Annotated in this window: 20 protein-coding genes; 8 read left to right on the forward strand and 12 right to left on the reverse strand. The window is 60.5% G+C overall.

Annotated features, from left to right (window positions below; genetic code table 11):
* Positions 1 to 299: 299 nt before the first annotated feature.
* Positions 300 to 2,393, forward strand: a complete 2,094-nt coding sequence (locus tag HUW52_RS05005) for a mechanosensitive ion channel family protein (RefSeq protein WP_175553096.1) — start codon at positions 300 to 302, stop codon at positions 2,391 to 2,393.
* 137 nt (positions 2,394 to 2,530) lie between these two features.
* Here HUW52_RS05005 and HUW52_RS05010 read toward each other — a convergent pair whose 3' ends face one another.
* Complete coding sequence (locus HUW52_RS05010) at positions 2,531 to 6,817, reverse strand: DEAD/DEAH box helicase (protein WP_175553097.1); 4,287 nt, start codon at positions 6,815 to 6,817, stop codon at positions 2,531 to 2,533.
* A 308-nt stretch (positions 6,818 to 7,125) separates the two neighbouring features.
* Here HUW52_RS05010 and HUW52_RS05015 point away from each other — a divergent pair, with 308 nt between their 5' ends.
* Both HUW52_RS05015 and HUW52_RS05020 read left to right on the forward strand, forming a co-directional pair.
* Complete coding sequence (locus HUW52_RS05015) at positions 7,126 to 8,010, forward strand: sugar nucleotide-binding protein (RefSeq protein WP_049802170.1); 885 nt, start codon at positions 7,126 to 7,128, stop codon at positions 8,008 to 8,010.
* Positions 8,003 to 8,935, forward strand: coding sequence for an NAD-dependent epimerase/dehydratase family protein (locus HUW52_RS05020; protein ID WP_175553098.1), 933 nt, complete (start codon positions 8,003 to 8,005; stop codon positions 8,933 to 8,935). The genes HUW52_RS05015 and HUW52_RS05020 overlap by 8 nt, the downstream gene beginning before the upstream one ends.
* A gap of 369 nt (positions 8,936 to 9,304) precedes the next feature.
* Here the strand turns inward: HUW52_RS05020 and HUW52_RS05025 are convergent, their stop codons facing one another.
* The 8 genes from HUW52_RS05025 to HUW52_RS30240 all read right to left on the reverse strand — a co-directional run bounded on the left by HUW52_RS05025 (position 9,305) and on the right by HUW52_RS30240 (position 15,715).
* Positions 9,305 to 10,003 (reverse strand): OmpW family protein, encoded by a 699-nt coding sequence (locus HUW52_RS05025; RefSeq protein WP_016985285.1) that lies wholly within the window; start codon positions 10,001 to 10,003, stop codon positions 9,305 to 9,307.
* Positions 10,004 to 10,226: 223 nt separating this feature from the next.
* The gene (locus tag HUW52_RS05030; protein ID WP_175553099.1) at positions 10,227 to 10,745 is read right to left on the reverse strand and encodes a DUF3299 domain-containing protein; all 519 of its coding nucleotides are present in this window, start codon (positions 10,743 to 10,745) and stop codon (positions 10,227 to 10,229) included.
* An 11-nt stretch (positions 10,746 to 10,756) separates the two neighbouring features.
* The gene (locus HUW52_RS05035; RefSeq protein WP_175553100.1) at positions 10,757 to 12,022 is read right to left on the reverse strand and encodes an ABC transporter permease; all 1,266 of its coding nucleotides are present in this window, start codon (positions 12,020 to 12,022) and stop codon (positions 10,757 to 10,759) included.
* Position 12,023: 1 nt separating this feature from the next.
* The gene (locus tag HUW52_RS05040) at positions 12,024 to 12,734 is read right to left on the reverse strand and encodes an ABC transporter ATP-binding protein (protein WP_175553101.1); all 711 of its coding nucleotides are present in this window, start codon (positions 12,732 to 12,734) and stop codon (positions 12,024 to 12,026) included.
* A 140-nt stretch (positions 12,735 to 12,874) separates the two neighbouring features.
* Complete coding sequence (locus HUW52_RS05045) at positions 12,875 to 13,468, reverse strand: DUF2796 domain-containing protein (RefSeq protein WP_175553102.1); 594 nt, start codon at positions 13,466 to 13,468, stop codon at positions 12,875 to 12,877.
* A gap of 158 nt (positions 13,469 to 13,626) precedes the next feature.
* Positions 13,627 to 14,019: a hypothetical protein gene (locus tag HUW52_RS05050; RefSeq protein ID WP_256667902.1), complete on the reverse strand. Its 393-nt coding sequence runs from the start codon at positions 14,017 to 14,019 to the stop codon at positions 13,627 to 13,629.
* Positions 14,020 to 14,189: 170 nt separating this feature from the next.
* Complete coding sequence (locus HUW52_RS05055; protein WP_175553104.1) at positions 14,190 to 15,137, reverse strand: CHAP domain-containing protein; 948 nt, start codon at positions 15,135 to 15,137, stop codon at positions 14,190 to 14,192.
* Entirely contained in the window at positions 15,134 to 15,715 is a 582-nt protein-coding gene (locus tag HUW52_RS30240; RefSeq protein ID WP_256667903.1) for a PAAR domain-containing protein, read from the reverse strand. Before HUW52_RS30240 ends, HUW52_RS05055 begins: the two co-directional genes overlap by 4 nt.
* Before the next feature lie 125 nt (positions 15,716 to 15,840).
* On the opposite strand from HUW52_RS30240, the gene HUW52_RS05070 reads away from it, so the two are divergent.
* Complete coding sequence (locus HUW52_RS05070; RefSeq protein WP_016984106.1) at positions 15,841 to 16,197, forward strand: hypothetical protein; 357 nt, start codon at positions 15,841 to 15,843, stop codon at positions 16,195 to 16,197.
* 112 nt (positions 16,198 to 16,309) lie between these two features.
* On the opposite strand, the gene trxA is transcribed toward HUW52_RS05070, so the two are convergent.
* The 3 genes from trxA to HUW52_RS05085 all read right to left on the reverse strand — a co-directional run bounded on the left by trxA (position 16,310) and on the right by HUW52_RS05085 (position 18,469).
* On the reverse strand, positions 16,310 to 17,182 hold the full coding sequence (gene trxA / locus HUW52_RS05075) for a thioredoxin (RefSeq protein WP_175553105.1): 873 nt from the start codon (positions 17,180 to 17,182) through the stop codon (positions 16,310 to 16,312).
* Positions 17,183 to 17,354: 172 nt separating this feature from the next.
* Complete coding sequence (locus HUW52_RS05080; protein ID WP_175553106.1) at positions 17,355 to 18,008, reverse strand: methyltransferase; 654 nt, start codon at positions 18,006 to 18,008, stop codon at positions 17,355 to 17,357.
* Positions 18,005 to 18,469, reverse strand: a complete 465-nt coding sequence (locus HUW52_RS05085) for a YbaY family lipoprotein (RefSeq protein WP_175553107.1) — start codon at positions 18,467 to 18,469, stop codon at positions 18,005 to 18,007. The genes HUW52_RS05080 and HUW52_RS05085 overlap by 4 nt, the downstream gene beginning before the upstream one ends.
* A gap of 128 nt (positions 18,470 to 18,597) precedes the next feature.
* On the opposite strand from HUW52_RS05085, the gene nrdR reads away from it, so the two are divergent.
* Genes nrdR through ribBA form a run of 4 tightly spaced genes read left to right on the forward strand, consistent with a single transcriptional unit; the run spans position 18,598 to position 22,013 of the window.
* On the forward strand, positions 18,598 to 19,062 hold the full coding sequence (nrdR, locus tag HUW52_RS05090) for a transcriptional regulator NrdR (RefSeq protein WP_007910946.1): 465 nt from the start codon (positions 18,598 to 18,600) through the stop codon (positions 19,060 to 19,062).
* A complete protein-coding gene (gene ribD / locus HUW52_RS05095; protein ID WP_175553108.1) occupies positions 19,059 to 20,192 on the forward strand; it encodes a bifunctional diaminohydroxyphosphoribosylaminopyrimidine deaminase/5-amino-6-(5-phosphoribosylamino)uracil reductase RibD in 1,134 nt (377 codons plus the stop codon). The genes nrdR and ribD overlap by 4 nt, the downstream gene beginning before the upstream one ends.
* Positions 20,193 to 20,239: 47 nt before the next feature.
* Positions 20,240 to 20,905, forward strand: coding sequence for a riboflavin synthase (locus HUW52_RS05100; protein ID WP_175553109.1), 666 nt, complete (start codon positions 20,240 to 20,242; stop codon positions 20,903 to 20,905).
* 16 nt (positions 20,906 to 20,921) lie between these two features.
* Positions 20,922 to 22,013, forward strand: coding sequence for a bifunctional 3,4-dihydroxy-2-butanone-4-phosphate synthase/GTP cyclohydrolase II (gene ribBA, locus HUW52_RS05105; RefSeq protein WP_175553110.1), 1,092 nt, complete (start codon positions 20,922 to 20,924; stop codon positions 22,011 to 22,013).
* Positions 22,014 to 22,037 lie beyond the last annotated feature (24 nt).

Here is a 22,037-nt window from a genome sequence, read left to right on the forward strand (position 1 = left end):
ACTGCGGGCGGTTCGGGAAAGTTTCGACGGTATTACGGACGGTCACGTCGAAGGCGAAGATCAAAAGCGCTCCCCCTAACCCCAACCCTCTCCCCCAAGGGGGCGAGGGGGAAGGGAGCAGATCTTCGTGGTTTTGAAGGCTTGAGTTCGACTGCAGACTTTCAGGTCGATGTATCAATACCAGTCAACTCGGTCAGTCCCCTCTCCCCCTGGGAGAGGGCTAGGGTGAGGGTGCTCTTGAACTTGCCGCACAAATTTCGATCAGTTCCTTACAGGTTCAGCCACGGGAGATCGGAGTTTTGGTCAAGTTCAGGATCGCCATTGCGCTGGGAGCATTGCTGTTTCTCGGTGCCAGTGAAATCGACGCCGCCGCGCTACCGGGCCTCCCGGCCGCCACCGAAGAGGCGGCCAAACCTGAACCGATTGTGCAGGGCGGGCTGCTTGGTGCGATCAGTTCGAGCATCGACGACGTCCAGGACAAGCTCGATCTCAACGAACACCTGGTCGACGCCTGGCGCCTGCGCGCCGATCGCGCCGCCGATGAAGTCGACAAACTGGTCAATCAACCGTCGAATCGCTCGGGCTGGAGCGTCGCAGGCGATTTCCTCACGCTGTCGGGCGTCTGGCTTGGCAGTTTCGCGTTGTTGACCGTGCTCGGCAGTTTGATGGCCAAGCGTCTGCGCGAGGGCCGCTGGTTGCGCACCCGCCAGCGCAGTCAGGACCTGATTGGTTACTTGCTGCCGTATACCGTGCCGGCGCTGATCTGCCTGCCGCTGACGCTGTACGTCAGCCATTTTCTGCAAGCCTCGGTGGGCCGCGCACTGGCGCTGTGCTTGGCCTACGCCACCAGCAGCGGCATTTTTTCCACCTCGATGTTGTTGTGCGTGGTGGTGATGTTCAACGTCGGCCATAAGCGTCCGGCGGCGCGGATCATTCGTGATTACTGCCCGCGGCCGCTGTTCCTGATCGGCTTCCTCGCGGCTCTCAGTGATGCGCTGACCAGCCCGCAGATCGCCCGCCAACTGGGCGGTAACATCACCAGCAGTGTTGCGGTATTTACGGGCCTGATTGCTTCGGTGATTTTCGGCTTGTTAGTGATCCGATTGCGTCGTCCGGTGGCGCATCTGATCCGCAATCGTTCGCTGAGCCAGCGCTTGAAACAACCCTCGTTGCAGGAGTCACTGCGGATTTTTTCCGGACTGTGGTATTGGCCGATCGTGCTGATGGTGCTGGTCTCGGCGGTCAATCTGATCGGCATCGGCGAGGACAATCAGAAAGCCCTGCGCTGTGCACTGCTCACCACGGTTTTGTTAATCGGCACGGTGTTCCTCAGCACGATTCTGCAGCACCTGTTCAAGTCACGAAAAGCCGAAGCAATCCAGCGCAGCAGTGCTTACAAAGAGCGTTTTCTCAGTCTGCTTCACGCGTTGCTGCGGATCGTCATCGCCATTGCCTTCATCGATATCCTCGGGCGGATCTGGGGCGTGTCGCTGCTCGACTTTGCCCAGAGCAGTACGGTCGGACGAGCAATCAGCAACGCGCTGAGCAGCATCGGCCTGATTTTCCTGGTCACGTGGCTGCTGTGGGTGGTGCTCGACACGGCGATTCAGGAGGCACTGAAACCACCGCTCAGCAAACGCGCGGCACGCCAGCCGAGCACGCGGGTGAAAACCATCCTGCCGCTGCTGCGCAACGCGATCAAAATCATCCTGGTGGTGATCTGCGCGATCACCACCATGGCCAATCTTGGGATCAACGTTGCGCCGCTGCTGGCCGGTGCCGGGGTGGTCGGGCTGGCCATCGGTTTCGGTTCGCAGCAACTGGTGCAGGACGTCATCACCGGGCTGTTCATCATCATCGAAGACACGCTGTCGATTGGTGATTGGGTGGTGCTTGATTCCGGGCATGCCGGCACGGTTGAAGGGCTGACTATTCGCACCCTGCGTCTGCGTGACGGCAAAGGATTTGTGCACTCGGTGCCGTTTGGTCAGATCAAAGCAGTGACCAACCAATCGCGGCAGTTTGCCTTTGCGTTTTTCTCAGTGCAGTTCACCTACGACACGGACGTGGATAAAGCCATCGAGCTGATTCGCGAGACCGGCGATTCGATCCGCGAAGACCCATTCCTCAAGTACAACCTGCAGGGGCCGCTGGATGTGTTTGGCGTGGACAGGATGGATTTGAATGGCGTGGTGCTGACGGCGCAGTTCCGCACGGTGTCGGGGGGGCAGTATGCGGTGAGTCGGGCGTTCAATCAGCGTTTGAAGAAGCTTGTGGATAACAGCCCGGTGGTGCATTTCGCGCAGACTTATCCACAGCAGGTTTTGTTGCCGAAGGGGCGGCAGGAGGGTGAGGTAATGGCGAGCGAGTTGCCGCAGGAATCGCGGACTTAACGCAAGATTATGTGGGGCAGTGCCGGCCTGTTCGCGAGCAAGCTCGCTCCCACATTGGATTTGTGTGCGCCGCAACACCCTGTGGGAGCGAGCTTGCTCCGGGCGGCGTTCCGACGAAGAGGCCGGTGAGGACAACCTCAATGCCGGATCAGCTTGCTGCGCACCTGCTCCATGTCGATCTGATCCAGCTCCAGCCAGAACTGCTGCTTGCCGGCAATCTCCGCCGCCGCCGGCAACCCATCGCGATACACCAGCCGATTACTCACCAGCGCCGGCACTTTCACCCCCGGCAATAACGTCCCGGCCAGATTCAGCGGATCAACCCCACACACCGCCACCAGACTGGCGTCATGCGGCCGCCGACGTACTTCGCGCAACAACGGAATCGCCTCAGGCAAGGCAAACTGTTCCCCCGCCAAACCACTGACAAACCGCCCGCCACGAATCTCGCCCCGCGCTTCCAGCCGATGAAACGTACGCAGCAGTTCCCGCCAGCTCGGCAACCAATCGGCCTCACGTTCGAGCAGGCGCCAGAACACTACGCCGTAACGCCGCAACAAGGTCATCGCGACGTGCTCCAGCGTCTCGCTGTTATCCACAGCTGCTCCGCGCCGCAGCAATGCCCAACGCCCGGCATCGTCCATCCCTCCCACAAACGCCCCGCGCCCACGACGACTGCTGCGCTGCTGGCGCTTGCTCGCCGGGGTGATCAGCGCGCGCAGGCCGGCGAAGCTGTCGGCGTTCACCAGCCCGGCGCCGACCAGTTCCTGCAAGGCGATTTCCAGTTCCGTGCGTAGCAGGTGCGCTTCATGAATCAGCTCATCAAAAAACAGCGCGCCGTGCTGAGTCAGCGCTTCAAAAACCTTTTGGGTTTTCGGTGATAGCTCGCTCACAGGCGTCTGTTCAGCCAACGCACTCCATAAACCAACCTGGCTGCGCGGCAGCAACACGATCGGCGTGCTTCGCAACGCCGTGCCGCTGACTTTCTGCCGGGCACTGAGGCGCGTCCACACCAGTTTGCCGTTGCGGCACAGGTCATCCAGCCAGCTCGGTGAATAGTCCTTGAGACGGGCCGGGAGAAGGTCGCTGTCCCACGCCGAAGCCGCCGCTGCGTAACCTTCGAACTGGCCGACAATTGCCGGTAAAACGGCGCTGCCCTGACCACGAGTCGAGGGCGACAGATGCTGCCAGTCGAACAGAAAGCGCATGAAATCCTGCAGCGCCACCGGTTCGATTTCCCGGCGCAGGCGCTTGACCGTGTAGCGATGAATACGCGCGAGCAGGTGCCGTTCGCACCATTCTTCTACCACCAATCCCGGCGTGAATTGGCCGCGTAACACATAGCCTTCGCGTTCCAGTTGCGCGAGGGGTTGATGGACTTGAGCGGTCGGCAGCGCGAGCGGTTCGGCAATCGCGGATAACGGCAGCGGTCCGAAGGCACCGAGGCGTGCGCGGATCACTTCGACCAGCGCTTCATCGAACGTCCAGGCTTCATCGAATCCCGGCAACGCCTCCAGTTCGGCTTGCAATTTGGCCTGTGGATAAAGCGCTTGCAGGCACGTCAGGCGTTCGCGGGCCAGCCATAGCCAATGCTCGGGATCGATTTGCAAACGGCAGGCGCGACCACAGCTTGCCAGATTTTCCAGCCACGCACGCCAGCCTTCGTTCGCTTGCACTTCCTCATCGCTGATGCATGCAAGGCTCATCAGCGCTTCATGCATTTCATCCACAGCGTTCGGCGTCGGCCACGCTTCTTCGCGCACGGCGGTAATCGCGTCCGCGTCCAGTGCACCAAGGTCATCGGTCGATTGCGGATCGCTCCAGCGCCGGTTGATCACTGCTTGGGTGCGACGTTCTTCCAGCGGTGCATCGTCGAGGAAGGTGTACGGCCGCGCACTGAGAATTTCTGCCGCGAGCGGCGAGGGTGCGGGCAGGTCGCGGCTGATCAGACGCACCTCGCCACGCTCCATGCGCCGCAGCAGATTGAGCCAGCCTTCGCTGTCCATCGCCTCGTGGAGGCAATCGTCGAGGGTCTGCTCAATCAGCGGATGCTCGGGAATCTCGCGTTCGCCGGCGAGGTTTTCCAGGCAAGCAATCTGATCGGGAAATACGCTGGCAATCAGGTCTTCGCTTTTCATCCGCTGCAATTGCGGGGCGACTTTGCGCCCGCCGGTAAAACGCGGCAGCGCCAACGCCACCCCGGCATTCCAGCGCCAGCGCACGCCGAACAGCGGCGCATCGAGTACCGCTTGAATGAGGATGTGCTCGGCGCTGTTGCTGTGCAGGTAACGCCAGATGTCATCCAGTTCAAAGCTGTGGCTGGTGGACAGCGACAGGACGATCGCGTCTTCGCTGGCGGCGGCCTGCAATTCGAAGTTGAAGGTGCGACAGAAACGCTTGCGCAGGGCCAGGCCCCAGGCGCGGTTGATGCGGCTGCCGAACGGCGAGTGAATGATCAGTTGGGTGCCACCGGATTCGTCGAAAAAGCGCTCCATCAGCAGCGTGTCTTGCGAGGGCAGGGCGCCGAGGGTCTGCCGGGCGCGGGCGAGGTATTCGACCAGTTGTTCGGCGCTGGCGCGGTTGAGGCCGAGGGTGTCGATCAGCCAGTCGAGTGCCGGTTGCAGGTCGCCGGGGCTGGCGCCGAGCAGTTCGTCTAGCTGCGCTTGCAGACGTGCCACGGCGAGCGACAATTCATCACTGCGTCCCGGCGCTTCGCCAAGCCAGAACGGAATGGTCGGCGGCTGGCCGTGGGCATCCTCGACGCGCACCTTGCCGGTTTCCACGCGCAGGATCCGATAAGACGTATTGCCGAGCTGGAACACGTCGCCGGCTATGCTTTCCACGGCGAAATCTTCGTTGACGCTGCCGATGTTCAGGCCTTGCGGCTCAAGCATCACACTGTAATCGGCGTTGTCGGGGATGGTGCCACCGCTGGTCACGGCAGTCAGTTGCGCGCCACGCCGGCCACGCAAGGTGCGGCTGACGGCGTCGCGGTGCAGATAAGCGCTGCGGATGCCCTGTCGGCCGTTGTAACCTTCGGCGAGCATGCTCAGCAGGGACTGATAGTGTCTTTCGTCGAGATCGCGATACGGCGAGGCTTGGCGGAACATCGCCAGCAAGGCGTCCTCCGACCATTCCTGACAGCTGACTTCGGCGATGATCTGTTGCGCCAGCACATCCAGCGGAGCGACGGGGATGTGCAGGGTATCGAGTTCGCCACGGCGCACGCAGTCGAGCAGGGCGGCGCATTCGATCAGGTCGTCGCGGGTGGTGGCGAACAACCGGCCCTTGGGTGTACCGCCAACCTGGTGCCCGGAACGGCCAACCCGTTGCAGAAAACCGGCGATGGAGCGCGGCGAGGCGATCTGGCAGACCAGATCGACTTCACCGATATCGATGCCCAGTTCCAGCGAGGCAGTGGCGATCAACACCTGCAACTCGCCGCGTTTGAGGCGTTGTTCGGCGTCGAGGCGAAATTCCTTGGCCAGGCTGCCATGGTGCGCTGCCACCGCGTGCTTGCCGAGGCGTTCGCTGAGGTGCCGGCTGAGGCGTTCGGCCAAGCGTCGCGTGTTGACGAAAATCAGCGTGGTGCGGTGCTCGCGGGCCAGTTCCGCGAGGCGGTCGTAGACCAGCTCCCAGACATCGTTGGCCATGACTGCCGACAACGGCACGGGCGGCACCTCGATGCCAAGATCCCTTGGCCGGGCGTGGCCGATATCGATGATTTCGCAGGGGCGCTCATGGCCGACCAGAAATTGCGCGACAGCTTCGACCGGTTTCTGCGTGGCGGACAGGCCGATGCGGGTCAGCGGTTCGGCGCACAACGCTTGCAGGCGCTCAAGGCTCAGGGCCAGATGACTGCCGCGTTTGCCGGCGGCCATCGCGTGGATTTCGTCGATGATCACCGTGCGTGTGGTGCCGAGCATTTTGCGCCCCGACTCCGAGCCGAGCAGAACGTAAAGCGATTCCGGTGTGGTCACCAGAATGTGCGGTGCCGATTTGCGCATGGCCGCGCGTTCTTTCTGCGGCGTGTCACCGGTGCGCACGGCGGTGGTGATTTGCAGCTCGGGCAGGCTCATCTGCCGCAGTTGCTCGGTAATTCCGGCCAATGGGTTCTGCAGATTGATGCGGATGTCGTTGGACAGTGCTTTCAGCGGCGAAACGTAGACCACCAGGGTTTCGTCGGGCAGACCGTCAGGGTTTTCCAGGCCACGGTGGACGAGGTCGTCGAGCACGGCGAGGAACGCGGTGAGGGTTTTGCCGGAGCCGGTAGGCGCGGCGATCAGTGTCGAGCGACGCTGGCGGATCAACGGCCATGCACGGGCCTGGGCGGCGGTGACCGTCGGGAAAGTCTTGCTGAACCAGGCGCTGACGGCGGGGTGAAAGCCTGCCAGGGCCGCGTCCGTGGGGATGGGCAGATTCATGGCTTAAGTTATGCGGGCGCAGGGGGGAAGATGCAAGTACCGCTGGGGATCTGGGTTGTCAGACAGTGCCTCTTCGCGAGCAAGCTCGCTCCCACACTGGGTTTGTGTGCGCCGTAAATCCCTTGTGGGAGCGAGCCTGCTCGCGAAGGGGCCAGTGGCCACGCCACAAATCCCGGCGATCTACACTTTACGGATGACGGTTGCGCACTAAACCCGCAAAATGCAACGATTCCGGCAATTATCGACGACGGTTCCACGAGATCCGTCGCTAAAGCCATCGTTCCAATCAGACTGGGCCTGCTGACTCTATGCGAATGCGCCTTATGTTACTGGGCGGCGGAAATGCCCTTGGGCAGGCGCTGATTCGCCTCGGTGCAGAGGAAGACATCGGTTTCCTCGCCCCCCGCCCGCCCGAAAACGGCTGGGATGCCGCGAGCCTGACCCAATTGCTCGACGACACCCGTCCCGATGCATTGATCAACCTCGCCTACTATTTCGACTGGTTCCAGGCCGAAACTGTCAGCGAAAGCCGCATGGCCGGGCAGGAACGCGCCATCGAACGTCTGGCCGAACTGTGCCAGCACCACAATATCGTCCTCGTGCAGCCCTCCAGTTATCGGGTGTTCGATGGTTCGCGTGCCACGGCGTACAGCGAAAAAGACGAACCCGTACCGCTGGGCTTGCGCGGGCAAGCGTTGTGGCGGATCGAGCAAAGTGTGCGCGCCACATGCCCGCAACACGTTTTGCTACGATTTGGCTGGTTGCTCGATGACAGCCCGGATGGCACCCTCGGTCGCTTCCTGGCGCGTGCCGAGCAGCCAGAAGAATTGCTGCTGGCCGATGATCGCCGCGGTAATCCGACGCCGGTCGATGACGCCGCGCGCGTGATCATTTCGGTACTCAAGCAACTCGATTGTGCCGCGCCGCTGTGGGGCACGTATCACTACGCCGGCCACGAAGCGACCACGCCGCTGGCGCTGGGTCAGGCGATTCTGACCGAAGCGCGCAGTCTGCATGCTTTGGCGATCGAAGCGCCGACCGCTCAGGCCCACGCCGCGCGGCCGGACGCTGCCGAAGAGCCGCAACACGCCGTGCTGGCCTGCAAGAAAATTCTGCACACTTTCGGGATCAAGCCGCGCGCCTGGCGTGCCGCACTCCCGGGCTTACTGGATAGGTTCTACCGTCATGGCTAAAGGGACTGTTTTAATCACTGGCGGAGCCGGCTTCATTGGTTCGCACCTGACCGATGCGTTGCTCGCTGCCGGGCACTCGGTACGCATCCTCGACGACTTGTCGACCGGCAAGCACAGCAATCTGCCACTGGATAATCCGCAGGTTGAGCTGATTGTTGGCGACGTCGCCGATGCGGCGCTGGTAGCCAAGGCCATCCAAGGCTGCAGCGCGGTCGCGCACCTGGCGGCGGTGGCGTCGGTGCAGGCGTCGGTGGATGATCCGGTGAAAACTCACCAGAGCAATTTCATCGGCACGCTGAACGTCTGCGAAGCCATGCGCCTGGCCGGGGTCAAGCGTGTGGTGTATGCCTCCAGTGCGGCGGTGTACGGCAACAATGGCGAGGGCCAGTCGATTGATGAAGACACGCCGAAAGCGCCGCTGACGCCTTATGCCTCGGACAAACTGGCGGGCGAGCATTATTTCGATTTCTATCGCCGCCAGCATGGCCTGGAACCGGTGATTTTCCGCTTCTTCAACATCTTCGGCCCGCGCCAGGATCCGTCCTCGCCGTATTCCGGGGTGATCAGCATCTTCAGCGAACGCGCGCAGAAAGGTCTGCCAATTACGGTGTTCGGTGATGGTGAGCAGACGCGTGATTTCCTCTACGTCGAAGATCTGGTCGATCTGCTGGTGCAGGCGATCGAAAAGCCTGAGGTGGACGTCGGAGCGATGAACGTCGGCTGGAATCAGGCGATGAGCCTCAAGCAGATGCTTGAAGCACTGCAAGCGGTGGTCGGTGAATTGCCGCCGATCAGCTATGGCCCGGCGCGTTCAGGTGATATCCGCCATTCTCGGGCGAACAACGCGCGTCTGCTGGAACGCTTCAAGCTGCCGCAGCAGACGCCGATGAGCGTGGGGTTGGCGCGGTTGTTGGGGCGCTCCTGAAAAGAGCCCTCACCCTAACCTCTCCCAGAGGGAGAGGGGACTGATCGAGGCGTTCTTTCGAATTACGCCGACGTGAAATACCGAGTCGAACTGAGATTTTGAAGAACACACAAATCGGCTCCCTTTCCCCCTCGCCCCCTTGGGGGAGAGGGCTGGGGTGAGGGGGATGGATCTCAAACTCACCACGCATTCCAGGCAGACATGAAAAAGGCGCCCTTTGACAGGCGCCTTTTTCACGGCCGGAATATGTCGCTACTCCTGTGGCGAGGGGATGTTATCCCCCGATCAACTGCGTACGGTCGCCGTCAGTTCTATGCCTGCTCACCACCAAGCCTCATTCACCACCACGTGAACGTTCGGTAACTCGACTTAGAACTTATAGCCCAAACCGACCATGTAGATGAACGGATCCACATCGACGTTGACCCGTGCGCGAGTGCCGGGGGCAACGGCGTTGTTCTCGACGGTGGCGCGGGTGTCGATGTCGATGTAACGCACTTGGGCGTTGAGCATGATGTTGTCGGTCAGCATGTAGTCAGCACCGACCTGCCAGGCCAGACCCCAGGAGTTTTTCGCCTTGAAGTTGCTGAAACCGTTGGCGCTGGCTTCGCTACCGACGTGCTCGTCATAGATCCAGGTGTAGTTGATGCCACCACCGACATACGGCTGGAAGGCCGACTTCGAATCCAGCGGGTAGTACACAACGCTGAGGGTTGGCGGCAGGTGTTTCAGAGTACCGAGCTTGCCATTGGCCGCTGGCAGGGCAGTGCCCTTGAGTTTGACGTCATGCTCAAACGGCGTGGCCGCGAGCAGTTCGAGGCCGACGTGATCGGTCAGCATGTAGGCGAAGTTGAGACCCAGTTGGGTGTCGCTGCTCATGGTCGCCTTGCCGCCCAGATTAGCGCCGCTCAACGGACCCTGATCGACCTTGACGCTGGAGCTGTCGGCCTTCGGGTTGACGGTGATCGCACCGGCGCGGATGAGGATGTCACCGGCTTCGTGGGCGTGGGCGAGCGGGGCTGCGAGCGCGAGGGCAAACAGCGAAGCGCTGAGCAAGGACTTGTTCATGGGGGCTCCGAAAGGACGTTGGAAATGTCTGATGTCCTATGGTACGAAGCCAACTGATACGGTCTTTTGACTCAGCTCAATGAAACAGTGAAGGGGCGGGTTTTTGCGGAACCATTGCCGGCCCCTTCGCGAGCAGGCTCGCTCCCACCCTGGAATGTGATCACCTGTGGGAGCGAGCTTGCTCGCGAAGGGGGCATTGCAAACAGCAAAAAACTACCGGGTATTACTCCGGCAGCTCATACACATAAATCTTGTCCGCCTCCATCTGATACCCGGCATCCGCCAGTTCACTGCTCGACGCCTTGACCTGCAACGGCCCCTCGACCCAATACGGCTGATACAACTCATCAAGCTTCACGCCCAACTCGCTTTTGACATGCACAATCTGGTTCGACGGCGGTGGCGGCACATGGATGCACGCGCCGAAATACGGCACCAGCAAAAAGTCTGTGGTGCGCCCCTCTTCATTGACTTCCAGCGGCACGATGTAGCCCGGCAAACGAATGTTCTGCCCGTCGAGTGATTGCACCACCGGCGCATTCGGCATGTCCTGCTTCGCCGCTGGCGCCGCCTCGGCAGATAACGCATCACTCATCTTCGACATGTCATGCAACGGCGTCATGTTCGGCACTTCCGGCGCGGCGTCCGGCGGGATCATCTCCGACCACGTCAGGTCTTTCGGCGCCGCTGCCCACACGGGCAGGGCGACCAGCAACAGCAGCGCAAGCAAGGCGCGGGGCATGGTGAACATCCTCATAAACGGATCGACAGGCCATCGGCCAAGGATTGGCGATACGCGCGCCAGGCCGGCACGCTGCCCATCAGCAGCGCGGCGGCCAGAATGCCACCGAGCAGCGTCCATTCATACTCGCTCGGCCACGCCAGCGGCAGGAACAAACCGTAATTGGCCTGCACGTAGCCCTGCGCAGCGGCGATGCCGATGTACAACAGCGCAACGCCCGCGATCACCCCGGTCAGTGCCAAAGCAAAAGCTTCCAGCACCAGCAGACTTGCAATGTGCCACGGCCGCGCACCGACCGAACGCAGAATTGCCATCTCGCGCCGACGTTCGTTAAGACTGGTCAGAATCGCCGTGAGCATGCCGATCAACCCGGTCAGCACCACGAACAGCGACACGACGAACAACGCTTTTTCAGCGGTGCTCATCAGGCTCCACAACTCTTGCAAGGCCACGCCCGGCAGAATCGCCAGCATCGGTTCGCCACGGAATTCGTTGATCTCGCGTTGCAGGGCAAAGGTGGAAATCTTGCTGTTCAGACCGAGCATGAACGCGGTGATCGCTTGCGGCGTCAGGTCCATGTTGCGCGCCTGATCCGCCGTGATCCGGCCGTTGCCGCGCGCTGGCACGCCGTTGTGCCAGTCGATGTGAATCGCCTCCATGCCACCGAGGCTGATGTGCAGCGTGCGATCGACCGGGGTGCCGGTGCGCTTGAGGATTCCGACCACGGTAAACGGTTTGTCATCGTGTTTGACCAGACTGATCGCCGCCACGCCGTGGGCCAGCACCAGTTGGTCGCCGAGTTTGTAATGCAGCGCATCTGCGACCTCGGCACCGAGCACCACTTCAAACGGATCTGTTGCAAACGCACGGCCGTCAGCCAGTGCCAGGTGCTGTTGGCGACCGTATTGGTAATGCTCGAAATAGGCTTCGGTGGTGCCCATCACGCGGTAACCGCGATGGGAGTCGCCGAGGGACATCGGGATCGCCCACTTCACTTTCGGGTTGCTGGCGAAGTGTTCGAAACTGTCCCAGCGAATGTTGTTGGTGGCGTTGCCGATGCGGAACACCGAGTACAGCAGCAGATTCACCGAGCCGGAGCGCGCGCCGACGATCAGGTCAGTGCCGCTGATGGTGCTGGCGAAACTGGCTTTGGCTTCGGTGCGCACACGCTCGACGGCGAGCAACAGGCACACCGACAGGGCGATGGCGAAGGCAGTGAGCAACGCGGTAAAGCGGCGGTTGGCCAGGCTGGCCATGGCCAGACGAAACAGATACATCTCAGACCTCGGCAGACGTGGCGGCGCGATTGAGTTCGGCCAGGGACAGGTGACGGTCGAACAGCGGTGCCAGACTCTGGTCATGGCTGACGAACAGCAGACTGGAACCGGCTTCACGGCATTCGGCGAACAGCAGGCGGATGAAATTTTCCCGGGCGTCGTGATCCAGCGCCGAGGTCGGTTCATCGGCGATCACCAGTTCGGGTTGGCCGATCAACGCTCGCGCGGCGGCGACCCGTTGCTGTTGACCGATCGACAGCGAATCGGCGCGACGGCTGAGGATGCTTTCATCCTTCAAACCCAAGTGTGCCAGCAGGGTGGCGGCGGCTTGATCAACGCTGCCATGACGCTGTTTCGCCCGTTGCGCACGCAGTTTCGAGAAGTGACAGGGCAGCTCGACGTTCTCGCGCACCGAGAGAAACGGCAGCAGGTTGAACTGCTGGAAAATGTAGCCGGTATGATCGACGCGAAAGGTGTCGCGAGCGCCGGCGGAGAGTTCGGTGAGTTCCTGGCCGAGCAGACGAATGCTGCCGCGACCGGGTTTCTGCACACCGCCAAGCAGGCCGAGCAGGGTGGTCTTGCCGCTGCCGCTGGGGCCTTTGAGGAACAGGGTTTCGCCGGCTTCCAGACGAAACGCCGGGATGTCCAGCAACGGCGGGTGACCGGGCCAGTTGAAGCCCAGGTCGGACAGTTCGATGAGTGCTTGGGTCATGGCACCAGTTTCATGAGGTGAACACATAACCCCTGTGGGAGCGAGCTTGCTCGCGAAAGCGGCAGATCAGTCAATTCAAAGGCGTCTGACGAATCGCATTCGCGAGCAAGCTCGCTCCCACAAGGGGATTCCGGTGAGGCTTAGAATTTCAGCGCGGCAGCCTTGGCCGTCACTTCGGTACCTTGCTGGCCGCTGGCGCTGATCAGTTGTACCTGAATTTTCTGCGTCGCCGGGAAGGTCTTGAAGACGTTCGCCAGATCCAGCGTCTTCAACGCGCCCGGTGTGGCGCAGTTGAACTGATAGTGCGCGTGGATTTCGCTGTGGTCGTGGTGATGCTCGTGCCCGTCCTTGTCCGCTTCATCGTCGTCATGGTCGTCGGCATCCGGCTTGTCGCCGAACAGCGGACTTTCCAGTTCCTGACTGACCACTTTGCAACCGGCAGCGGCGGGCAGGCTGAACAGGGGCAGCGGTTTTTCCAGTTGCGCACGGGCAGCGGCAACTTTGGCCTTGTCGGCATCGCTGGTGGCGATGTGTTCGAAACCCACAAGGTTCATCGCCGGGCTTTCCAGCTCCAGCTCCAGGGTCTGACCATCGAGCGCGGCATTCAAACGACCAACGCCATGTTCATGCGCACCGAGGCTGCCGTGTTCATGATCGTGGTCATGCTCATCAGCCGCATGGGCAATGGCCAGCGGCAACAGGGCAAACGGCAAAGCGAGCAACAGACGACGCATGGCGGTCTCCGGGAAGTAAAGTGAAGAGTTTGTTATGTAATCTTATAACGAAAGTGCGCAGAGTTTGCCCGTGCGCTCCGCTTTGCGCAAGACATGACTGAGCACCGCCCAAGGTAGATTCCGGGGCGGTGCTTAGATTGGAGGTCACACTTTTAGAGTCAGAAGCCTGCGCCGGGATAGTCGAACCAGTAATGGCCCGATAGCACATAATTGATCAGATTTGCCTCAAGTACGCTCGGGGCATCGCGAGTGAAGCGCTGGCGCCATGCTGGCAGCCACCAGTAATTGATGGCTGTTCCGCGTGGACGTATCACCACTTTCATGACCTCCTGATCTATTTTGCCCTCTGCATAGAGTTGATGGGTACGATCCATGAAGCCCATGTACTGACTGATCGGCAACTGGAACATCAATACGGTGGTGTAGATCTTTTCGCTCTGACTGAAAGTCTGGCTTTGCAGGATATGTAATGCTTCGCAGGCGTACGGCTGTGGCTGGCTGGCGATACTCTGGCCTTCGGGAGTGGAGAGAACATCGAAACGATCATCCATATCCCGCCAGTCTGTACGAAGGTTGCTCTCGAAGTAGTTGCGAATGAATACGCTAAGTGGTCCCGGTGCCGCGGTATCGTTTGTACAGGAAGAAAGATCGACAGGCGACCAGAAGCGCCACCCCATGATCAGCAGAAGGGGGATTGCAGGAAGTATCCAGAAAAGTCGTTTCATCTTGGCGTGCTGTGTTTGTACCGTCGAAAAATAGTGAAGTCATGGTCACCGCGTATTGCATTGCCTGCGGCGTTTCGAAAGCCTACATCGTTGACTTCGACTTTCTCTCGGCCAGCGGAAATACAGACCCCATGGGTTAGCACGAAACCGACATGACCGCTGGCGTTAGAATAAGTGACAGCATACGCACCGATATCGCCGGGTAAAGGTGAACGCTCCACTTTCCAGGTGGCGAGAAGGCGTTCATCGTCAGCCCATTCACCTGCCACAGGTGGACTGACCTTCATCATTCCGGGCAGAAATTTTGACCTGCCGTGTTCAATCCACGCGACATTGATGCCGATCGAGGTCAGTACGTCATAGACGAAGAGGTTGCATTTGTTGGTTTCGGCTGCAAATGTCACCGTTTTATTGATAGTCGGGTGTGGCAACGACTCTTTGCTCTTGCCATATGCCCATGTGGTGGAGCCACGATACGACAGCGCCGCCATCAATATTCGGCGCGGCATGTCCTGGATGACTACCTTGACGGTACGGGTCTCGTTCCTGCGTTTGACCCCGTACTCCACTTCGTAAAAAGTGTCATTTGAAACGGCACCGCTGGTGGACAAGGGCACTTTGACCCATGGCGAGACGGCGACGATCGACAAGGATTTTCCTTCGGTCAATGTGGCTGTGTGCATTGCCTTTGTCGCTCCCGATGCACCGACGATCTGGACAATAACTTCGTGGCTGTGGCGGTTTTTTATCGACGGCAATTTCTTTGTGCCCAAGGTTATTGCGGTTTGCTCCTTATCAGAGATGAGTGAGTAGATGCGGGGTTTGTCATCGTTCTGAATAATGTTGTCATCAATGACCAGCGCATCCACCAGCAACTGAAACTTGACTCCTTTGGGTGGCTGCATCAGAAAGTCTTTAAAGATCAGTTTGATTTCCGATTTCATGAAAGATCCTGATCAAGGGGTTCTTCGTAGGCGTAAAACGTCCATTCCGAGTCTTCACCGACCAACAGAGTGTCGTAATCCGCGTGGTTTTCTACTTTGTGTTCGCAGCCTTCACCCGTGGCGCTGCAGGTGCTGTCTTGCAAGACAGCCACCTTTTTTTTGTCCTTGAGTTTGTAGGACAGTCCAGGCTTTTCGACGTCGTCCAAGCGTTCGATGATTACCTGCAGGTAACGATACGAAGTCAGCGCAACAATCGGTGGCCCCATGTCGATAGGGGCGGGGCGGCCTATTCCGGCAAAACCACTGTGTTGTTGAGGCAGCAGTTTGTTGGACATGGGCGGGCAGCCGCAGGCGACATAATCATCTACCAAAGCGGCGGGGCCAGCAGGCAATATCAGCGTTCTTTCACCCACGGCCACGATCGGTCCTTTGCCGGGACCGCAAACCGGACAACTGGCGATTTGCCCGATGGAAGCGATGATTTTTCCTTCAATCTTGAGGTTTTCGTTTCCCTCAAGTATCACGCCGCCCGTCGAAGTCGGGCCTCCTTTTGACGCCAGCTTTCGTCCTGAAGACATGGGCATCCTTCCCATGGAAAAAACAAAAATGTAGTTGATAACTCTCGAACTGCCAGCTGCCTACACTTGGTGTTACACATGTCCCGTGGGAGCATGCAGGTCAGAAATGTACGGAGGCGAACTCAATGTTGCGGATACGCGGAACCGTCGGCGACGTGCCGGTGGATTTGACGGTGGAACTGGATGACAGCGACTGGGCGAAGCTGGGCTCAGCCCTTGGCGCACAGCCGCAGATCGCCCAAGCGGCGGCCGTGGCGGTGCCAGCGGCGAAACCGCAGAATCAGGACGATGCTTTGTGGCAGGTCGCCAGGGATTTACTGCGCAAGGCTGGCCAGCTCAGCGGGCCGGATCTGCTTGAGCAACTGGAAGGCCTGACCGGCAGCGCGGTGTCAGGCAAGCGCCTGCTGGTACGACTGCGCCACAGTTCGGACGTAAAAGTGGTGAGCGGCGGGGATACGCCGCTCTACAGCTGGATCGAGTGAACCGCAAAAGATCGCAGCCTGCGGCACCTCCTACAGATGCAGCGTTCATCCGCAAAATGCGCGGTGAACACAATCCCGTGTAGGAGCTGCCGAAGGCTGCGATCTTTTGATCTTAATAAAGCGCAGCAAACATCTTGCGGCGGTACATCGTCACCAACGGATGATCATTGCCCAGCAGCTCGAACACCTGCAGCAAGGTCTTGTGCGGCAGACCTTCGCTGTAGCCGCGGTTGCGGATAAACAGCTTCAATAGTGCCTCCAGCGCCGCTTCATACTGCTGGCGAGCGAGTTGCTGAATCGCCAGTTGATACACCGCTTCATCGTCCTGCGGATCTTTCGCCAGACGCGCTTTCAGGTCAGCTGCATCTGGCAGGTCACGCGCCAGACCGAGGAACTTGATCTGTGCCTTGGCCCCGGCCAGCGCGGCTTTGTGTTCGTCACTCTTGACTGCATCCAGCACGGTTTGCGCTTCGTCCAGCTCGCCGCGTTCAGTCAGGCAGCGCGCGTAGAGGATCAGGGCCTTGGCGTTGCTGTTGTCCTCAGTGAGCATGACCACCAGCGCCGCTTCGGCATCGGCGTAACGACCGTCATCGAACAATGCCTGAGCCTGTTCGAACGGATCGGCGGCGGCCGGTGGCGGCATCTGCACATGTGGCTCAAGCAGCGCGCGTACGGCGGATTCCGGTTGTGCACCGGCAAAACCGTCCACCGGTTGGCCGTCCTTGAACAGCACCACGGTCGGCAGGCTGCGAATACCGAAGCGGGCGACGATGTCTTGCTCGATGTCGCAGTTGACCTTGGCCAGCAGCAATTCGCCCTGATAGCTCTCGGCAATGCCCTGCAGCATCGGCATCAATGCCTTGCACGGCGCACACCATTCGGCCCAGAAATCCACCAGCACCGGTTTGTTGAAAGAGGCCTCGATCACCGACTGGTCGAAATCGGCCGTCGTGGCGTCGAAGATGTACGGCGTTTGCTCACTCATGGGGGATCTCGTCAAAGCGTGGATGGGGCAACTATACGGCTTGGCGGGGTGTGGCCGGAAGCGGTCAGCCTTTGAGAGGTGTGTTGCATAGGCGGACGCCTTCGCGAGCAGGCTCGCTCCTACCCTGGAATAGATTCCCCTGTGGGAGCGAGCCTGCTCGCGAAGCTTTTAATCAGCGCCGCGCATGGTAGAGGCTGACATGCCTGAATTCTTCCGGCTCCGCCAGATCCGGCAACGTCATCGCTTCAAGCATCTCGATGCGCTCATACAGCGGATGGCGAAAATCCCGAACCCGCGAATCCGCCACCAACGCCTCACGCCCACGACTTAAAAACGCATCGAGCAACGGTAGATTCGCCCGGTCGTACAACACATCCGCCACCAGAATCAGATCAAACCGATCCGCCTCGGCAAAGAAGTCCGTCGAATAACTCATTTGCACATCATTGAGCTCGGCGTTCGCCCTGCACGCGGCAATCGCCAGTGGATCGAGATCGCAGGCCACCACTTCCAGCGCGCCGGCCTTCACTGCCGCAATCCCGGCAATCCCGGAACCGGCGCCGAAATCCAGCACCCGTTTGCCGCGCACCCACTCCGGGAACTGCGCCAGGTAACGCGCCACCGCCAGACCGCTGGCCCAGCAGAAACCCCAATACGGTGGCTCATGCAGAATTCGCTGAATTTCTTCCTGACTGAACTCGCGGGCCATGTTGTCGCCATCGATCAGCCACAACTGCAGATCGGTGTCCGGCAACGCACAGACCTTGAGTCTGGCGTCGCCGAGCAATTCACCTAACGCCTGTTGCAGGTCGAGCGGTGCAGTCATGGTGCTTTGACAAATTGCAGTTGGCCCAACGCTTGAGTGGTCGGCTGGGTGATGGTCTGCGACGGCAGGTGCAGGATCAACTGGCCGGACTGGCTGGCGCGGCCACGCAATTCAACCCGCGCACCGGCGGGGAAGGCGTCCGGGTTGAAGCGCAGGCGAAACGGCAGAACCTGGTTGTTGCCGATCAGGCTGGAACTGGCGAGCAATTGTTGCGGGCGATCCTTCTCGTCGATCACCAGCAATGCCAGTTCGACTTCGGCGCCGGCCGGTACGCCTTGCAGAGTGCCGCTCAGTTCCCGTTGATAAGCCGGCAGCGGGCCAAGCTCGGCGGCCTCTTTGGCTTTTTTCTGCGCTTGTTGCGGCGCCGGGCCCGGCGTTGGCGGCTGGGGCTTGGGTGCATCGCTGCCACAGGCCACCAGCAGGCTGAAAAGACTGAGCAAAACGAGCGGACGTAACGGCATTGGATGCTCCGGCAAAATGAAATCCATGGATCAAACGATCATGCCGTTCTGTATACCGCAAAGCCTATGGCTTGTCTTGCCACCGGGATGCGCTACCATGGCCCTCCCTTTTTTTGTTGCCAGCCACCATGCACTGTCCCTTCTGCGGTGCCAACGACACCAAGGTCATCGACTCGCGTCTGGTCGCCGAGGGCGAACAGGTGCGCCGCCGGCGTGAATGCCTGGCCTGCGGCGAGCGTTTCACGACGTTCGAGACGGCCGAACTGGTGTTGCCGCGCCTGATCAAAACCGACGGCAGCCGCCAACCGTTCGACGAAGAAAAACTCCGCGCCGGCATGCAACGCGCTCTGGAGAAACGTCCGGTAAGCGTCGAGCGCCTCGAATCCTCTCTGGTTCACATCAAGCACAAGCTGCGCGCCACCGGCGAGCGCGAGGTCAAATCCCTCGTGGTCGGCGAACTGGTCATGGCCGAATTGCAAAAGCTTGATGAAGTCGCCTACATCCGTTTCGCCTCGGTGTACAAACGCTTCCAGGACCTCAACGAATTCCGCGAAGAAATCGACCGCCTCGCCCGCGAACCGGTGAAAGAATGACCACCGCCGCCGAGCAGGCCATCCTCGACGCCCACTTTATGGCACGCGCGCTGGAACTGGCGCGCAAAGGTCACTACACCACCCATCCCAATCCTCGGGTCGGCTGCGTGGTGGTGCGTGATGGGCAGATCGTCGGCGAAGGCTGGCATGAACGCGCCGGCGAACCCCACGCTGAAGTCCACGCGTTGCGCGCCGCTGGTGAACTGGCCCGTGGCGCTACAGCTTATGTGACCCTCGAGCCGTGCAGCCACCATGGACGCACGCCGCCGTGTGCCGATGCGCTGGTGAATGCCGGTGTTGGCCGAGTCGTAGCGGCGATGCGTGATCCCAATCCGCAAGTCGCCGGACGTGGTTTGCAGCGCCTGGCCGATGCCGGTATCGCCACTGAAAGTGGTGTGCTCGAAGCCGAGGCGCACAAGCTCAATCAAGGTTTCCTGAAACGCATGGAACACGGCTTGCCGTTTGTGCGGGTCAAGTTGGCCATGAGTCTCGACGGGCGCACGGCGATGGAAAGCGGCGAAAGCCAATGGATCACCGGCCCGGCCGCGCGTTCGGCGGTTCAGCGGTTGCGCGCTCAGGCAGCGGTGGTGCTGACCGGTGCCGACACCGTTCTCGCCGACGGCGCACGTTTGACCGTGCGTGCCGACGAACTCGGTCTGGACCGCGAGCAAACGGCGCTGACGATGAGCCGTCCGCCGCTGCGCGTGCTGATTGACGGGCGCCTGCGGGTGCCGTTGGATGCGCCGTTCTTCAAGGCTGGCCCGGCGTTGGTCGCCACCTGCGTCGCGATCGAAGAGCAATATGCTCACGGCCCCGAGTGCCTGATCGTGCCGGGTGATGACGGTCAGGTCGATCTGCATCAGTTGCTGATCGAACTTGCTAATCGCGGCGTTAATGAAGTGTTGGTCGAGGCCGGCCCACGCTTGGCCGGAGCCTTTGCTCAGCTCGGTCTGGTCGACGAATTCGTGATCTTCATCGCCGGCAAGTTCCTCGGCTCCACGGCGCGTCCATTGCTGGACTGGCCGCTGGCTTATATGAAGGATGCGCCGGAGCTGAAAATCACTGAAATTCGCGCGGTGGGCGATGACTGGCGAGTCACTGCCATCCCTGCTCAAGCGGCGAGCGTATAATTCCCGGCCATCGCGTTAGCGCTGGCTTAGTTCTCAAGGAGAACCCCATGTTTACCGGCATCATCGAATCCATCGGCAGTATCCGCGCACTGACCCCAAAGGGCGGTGATGTGCGCGTGCACGTCGCCACTGGCAAGCTCGACCTGAGCGACGTCAAACTCGGCGACAGCATTGCAGTCAACGGCGTCTGCCTGACGGCGGTTGAACTGCCGGGCGACGGCTTCGCAGCCGATGTCAGCCGTGAAACGCTGGACTGCACCGCCATGAACGACCTGAAAAGCGGCAGCCCGGTCAATCTGGAAAAAGCCCTGACCCCGACCACCCGTCTCGGCGGGCACCTGGTCAGCGGTCACGTCGACGGCGTCGGCGAAATCGTCTCGCGCAGCGACAATGCCCGTGCCGTGGAATTTCGCATCCGCGCGCCGAAAGACCTGGCCAAGTACATCGCCCACAAAGGCTCGATCACCGTCGACGGCACCAGCCTGACCGTGAACGAAGTCGATGGCGCCGAGTTCATGCTGACGATCATTCCGCACACACTGAGCGAAACCATCATGGCGTCGTACAAGCCAGGTCGCCGGGTGAATCTGGAGGTCGATTTACTGGCGCGCTATCTGGAGCGTCTGCTTTTGGGCGACAAGGCCGCAGAGTCGGCATCCGGCGGCACGATCACTGAAAGCTTTCTGGCCGCCAACGGCTACCTCAAATCCTGACTGAAGGGGGTGCCTTGTGGCGCTCAATAGCATCGAAGAACTGGTCGAAGACATCCGCCAAGGCAAGATGGTCATCCTCATGGATGACGAAGACCGCGAGAACGAAGGCGACCTGATCATGGCCGCCGAATGCTGCAAGGCCGAGCACATCAACTTCATGGCCAAGCACGCCCGTGGCCTGATCTGCATGCCGATGAGCCGTGAGCGCTGCGAGCTGTTGAAGCTGCCATTGATGGCGCCGCGCAACGGTTCCGGTTTCGGCACCAAGTTCACCGTCTCGATCGAAGCCGCCGAAGGCGTGACCACCGGTATCTCCGCCGCTGACCGTGCGCGCACCGTGCAAGCGGCTGCCGCCAAAGACGCCAAGGCTGAGGACATCGTCAGCCCCGGCCACATCTTCCCGCTGATGGCTCAGGCCGGCGGCACCCTCGCTCGCGCCGGCCACACCGAAGCCGCTTGCGACCTCGCGCGCATGGCCGGTTTCGAGCCAAGTGGCGTGATTTGCGAAGTGATGAACGACGACGGCACCATGTCTCGTCGCGCCGAACTCGAAGAGTTTGCCGCTGAACACAACATCAAGATCGGCACCATCGCCGACCTGATTCACTACCGGATGATCCACGAACGTACCGTTCAGCGGATTGCCGAGCAGCCACTGGACAGCGAGCTGGGCCAATTCAACCTGGTGACCTATCGTGATTCGGTGGAAGGCGACGTGCACATGGCGCTGACCCTGGGTACCGTTTGCGCTGAAGAACCAACACTGGTTCGTGTGCACAACATGGACCCGCTGCGCGACCTGTTGATGGTCAAGCAGCCGGGCCGCTGGAGCCTGCGTGCCGCCATGGCTGCGGTTGCCGAGGCGGGTAGCGGCGTAGTTTTGCTGCTCGGTCACCCGCTCGATGGCGACGTGCTGCTGGCGCATATCCGCGAAACCGGTGATCAGGCCGTGCCGAAAAAACCGACGACTTACAGCATCGTCGGTGCCGGTTCGCAGATCCTGCGTGACCTCGGTGTGCGCAAAATGCGCCTGATGTCTGCACCAATGAAATTTAATGCGATATCCGGTTTCGATCTGGAAGTTGTAGAATACGTGCCCTCCGAATAATGACCGGTTGTTTCCGGACCCGAA

Source organism: Pseudomonas sp. 43A (assembly GCF_013363935.1).
In the GTDB taxonomy this organism is placed as follows: domain Bacteria; phylum Pseudomonadota; class Gammaproteobacteria; order Pseudomonadales; family Pseudomonadaceae; genus Aquipseudomonas; species Aquipseudomonas crudilactis.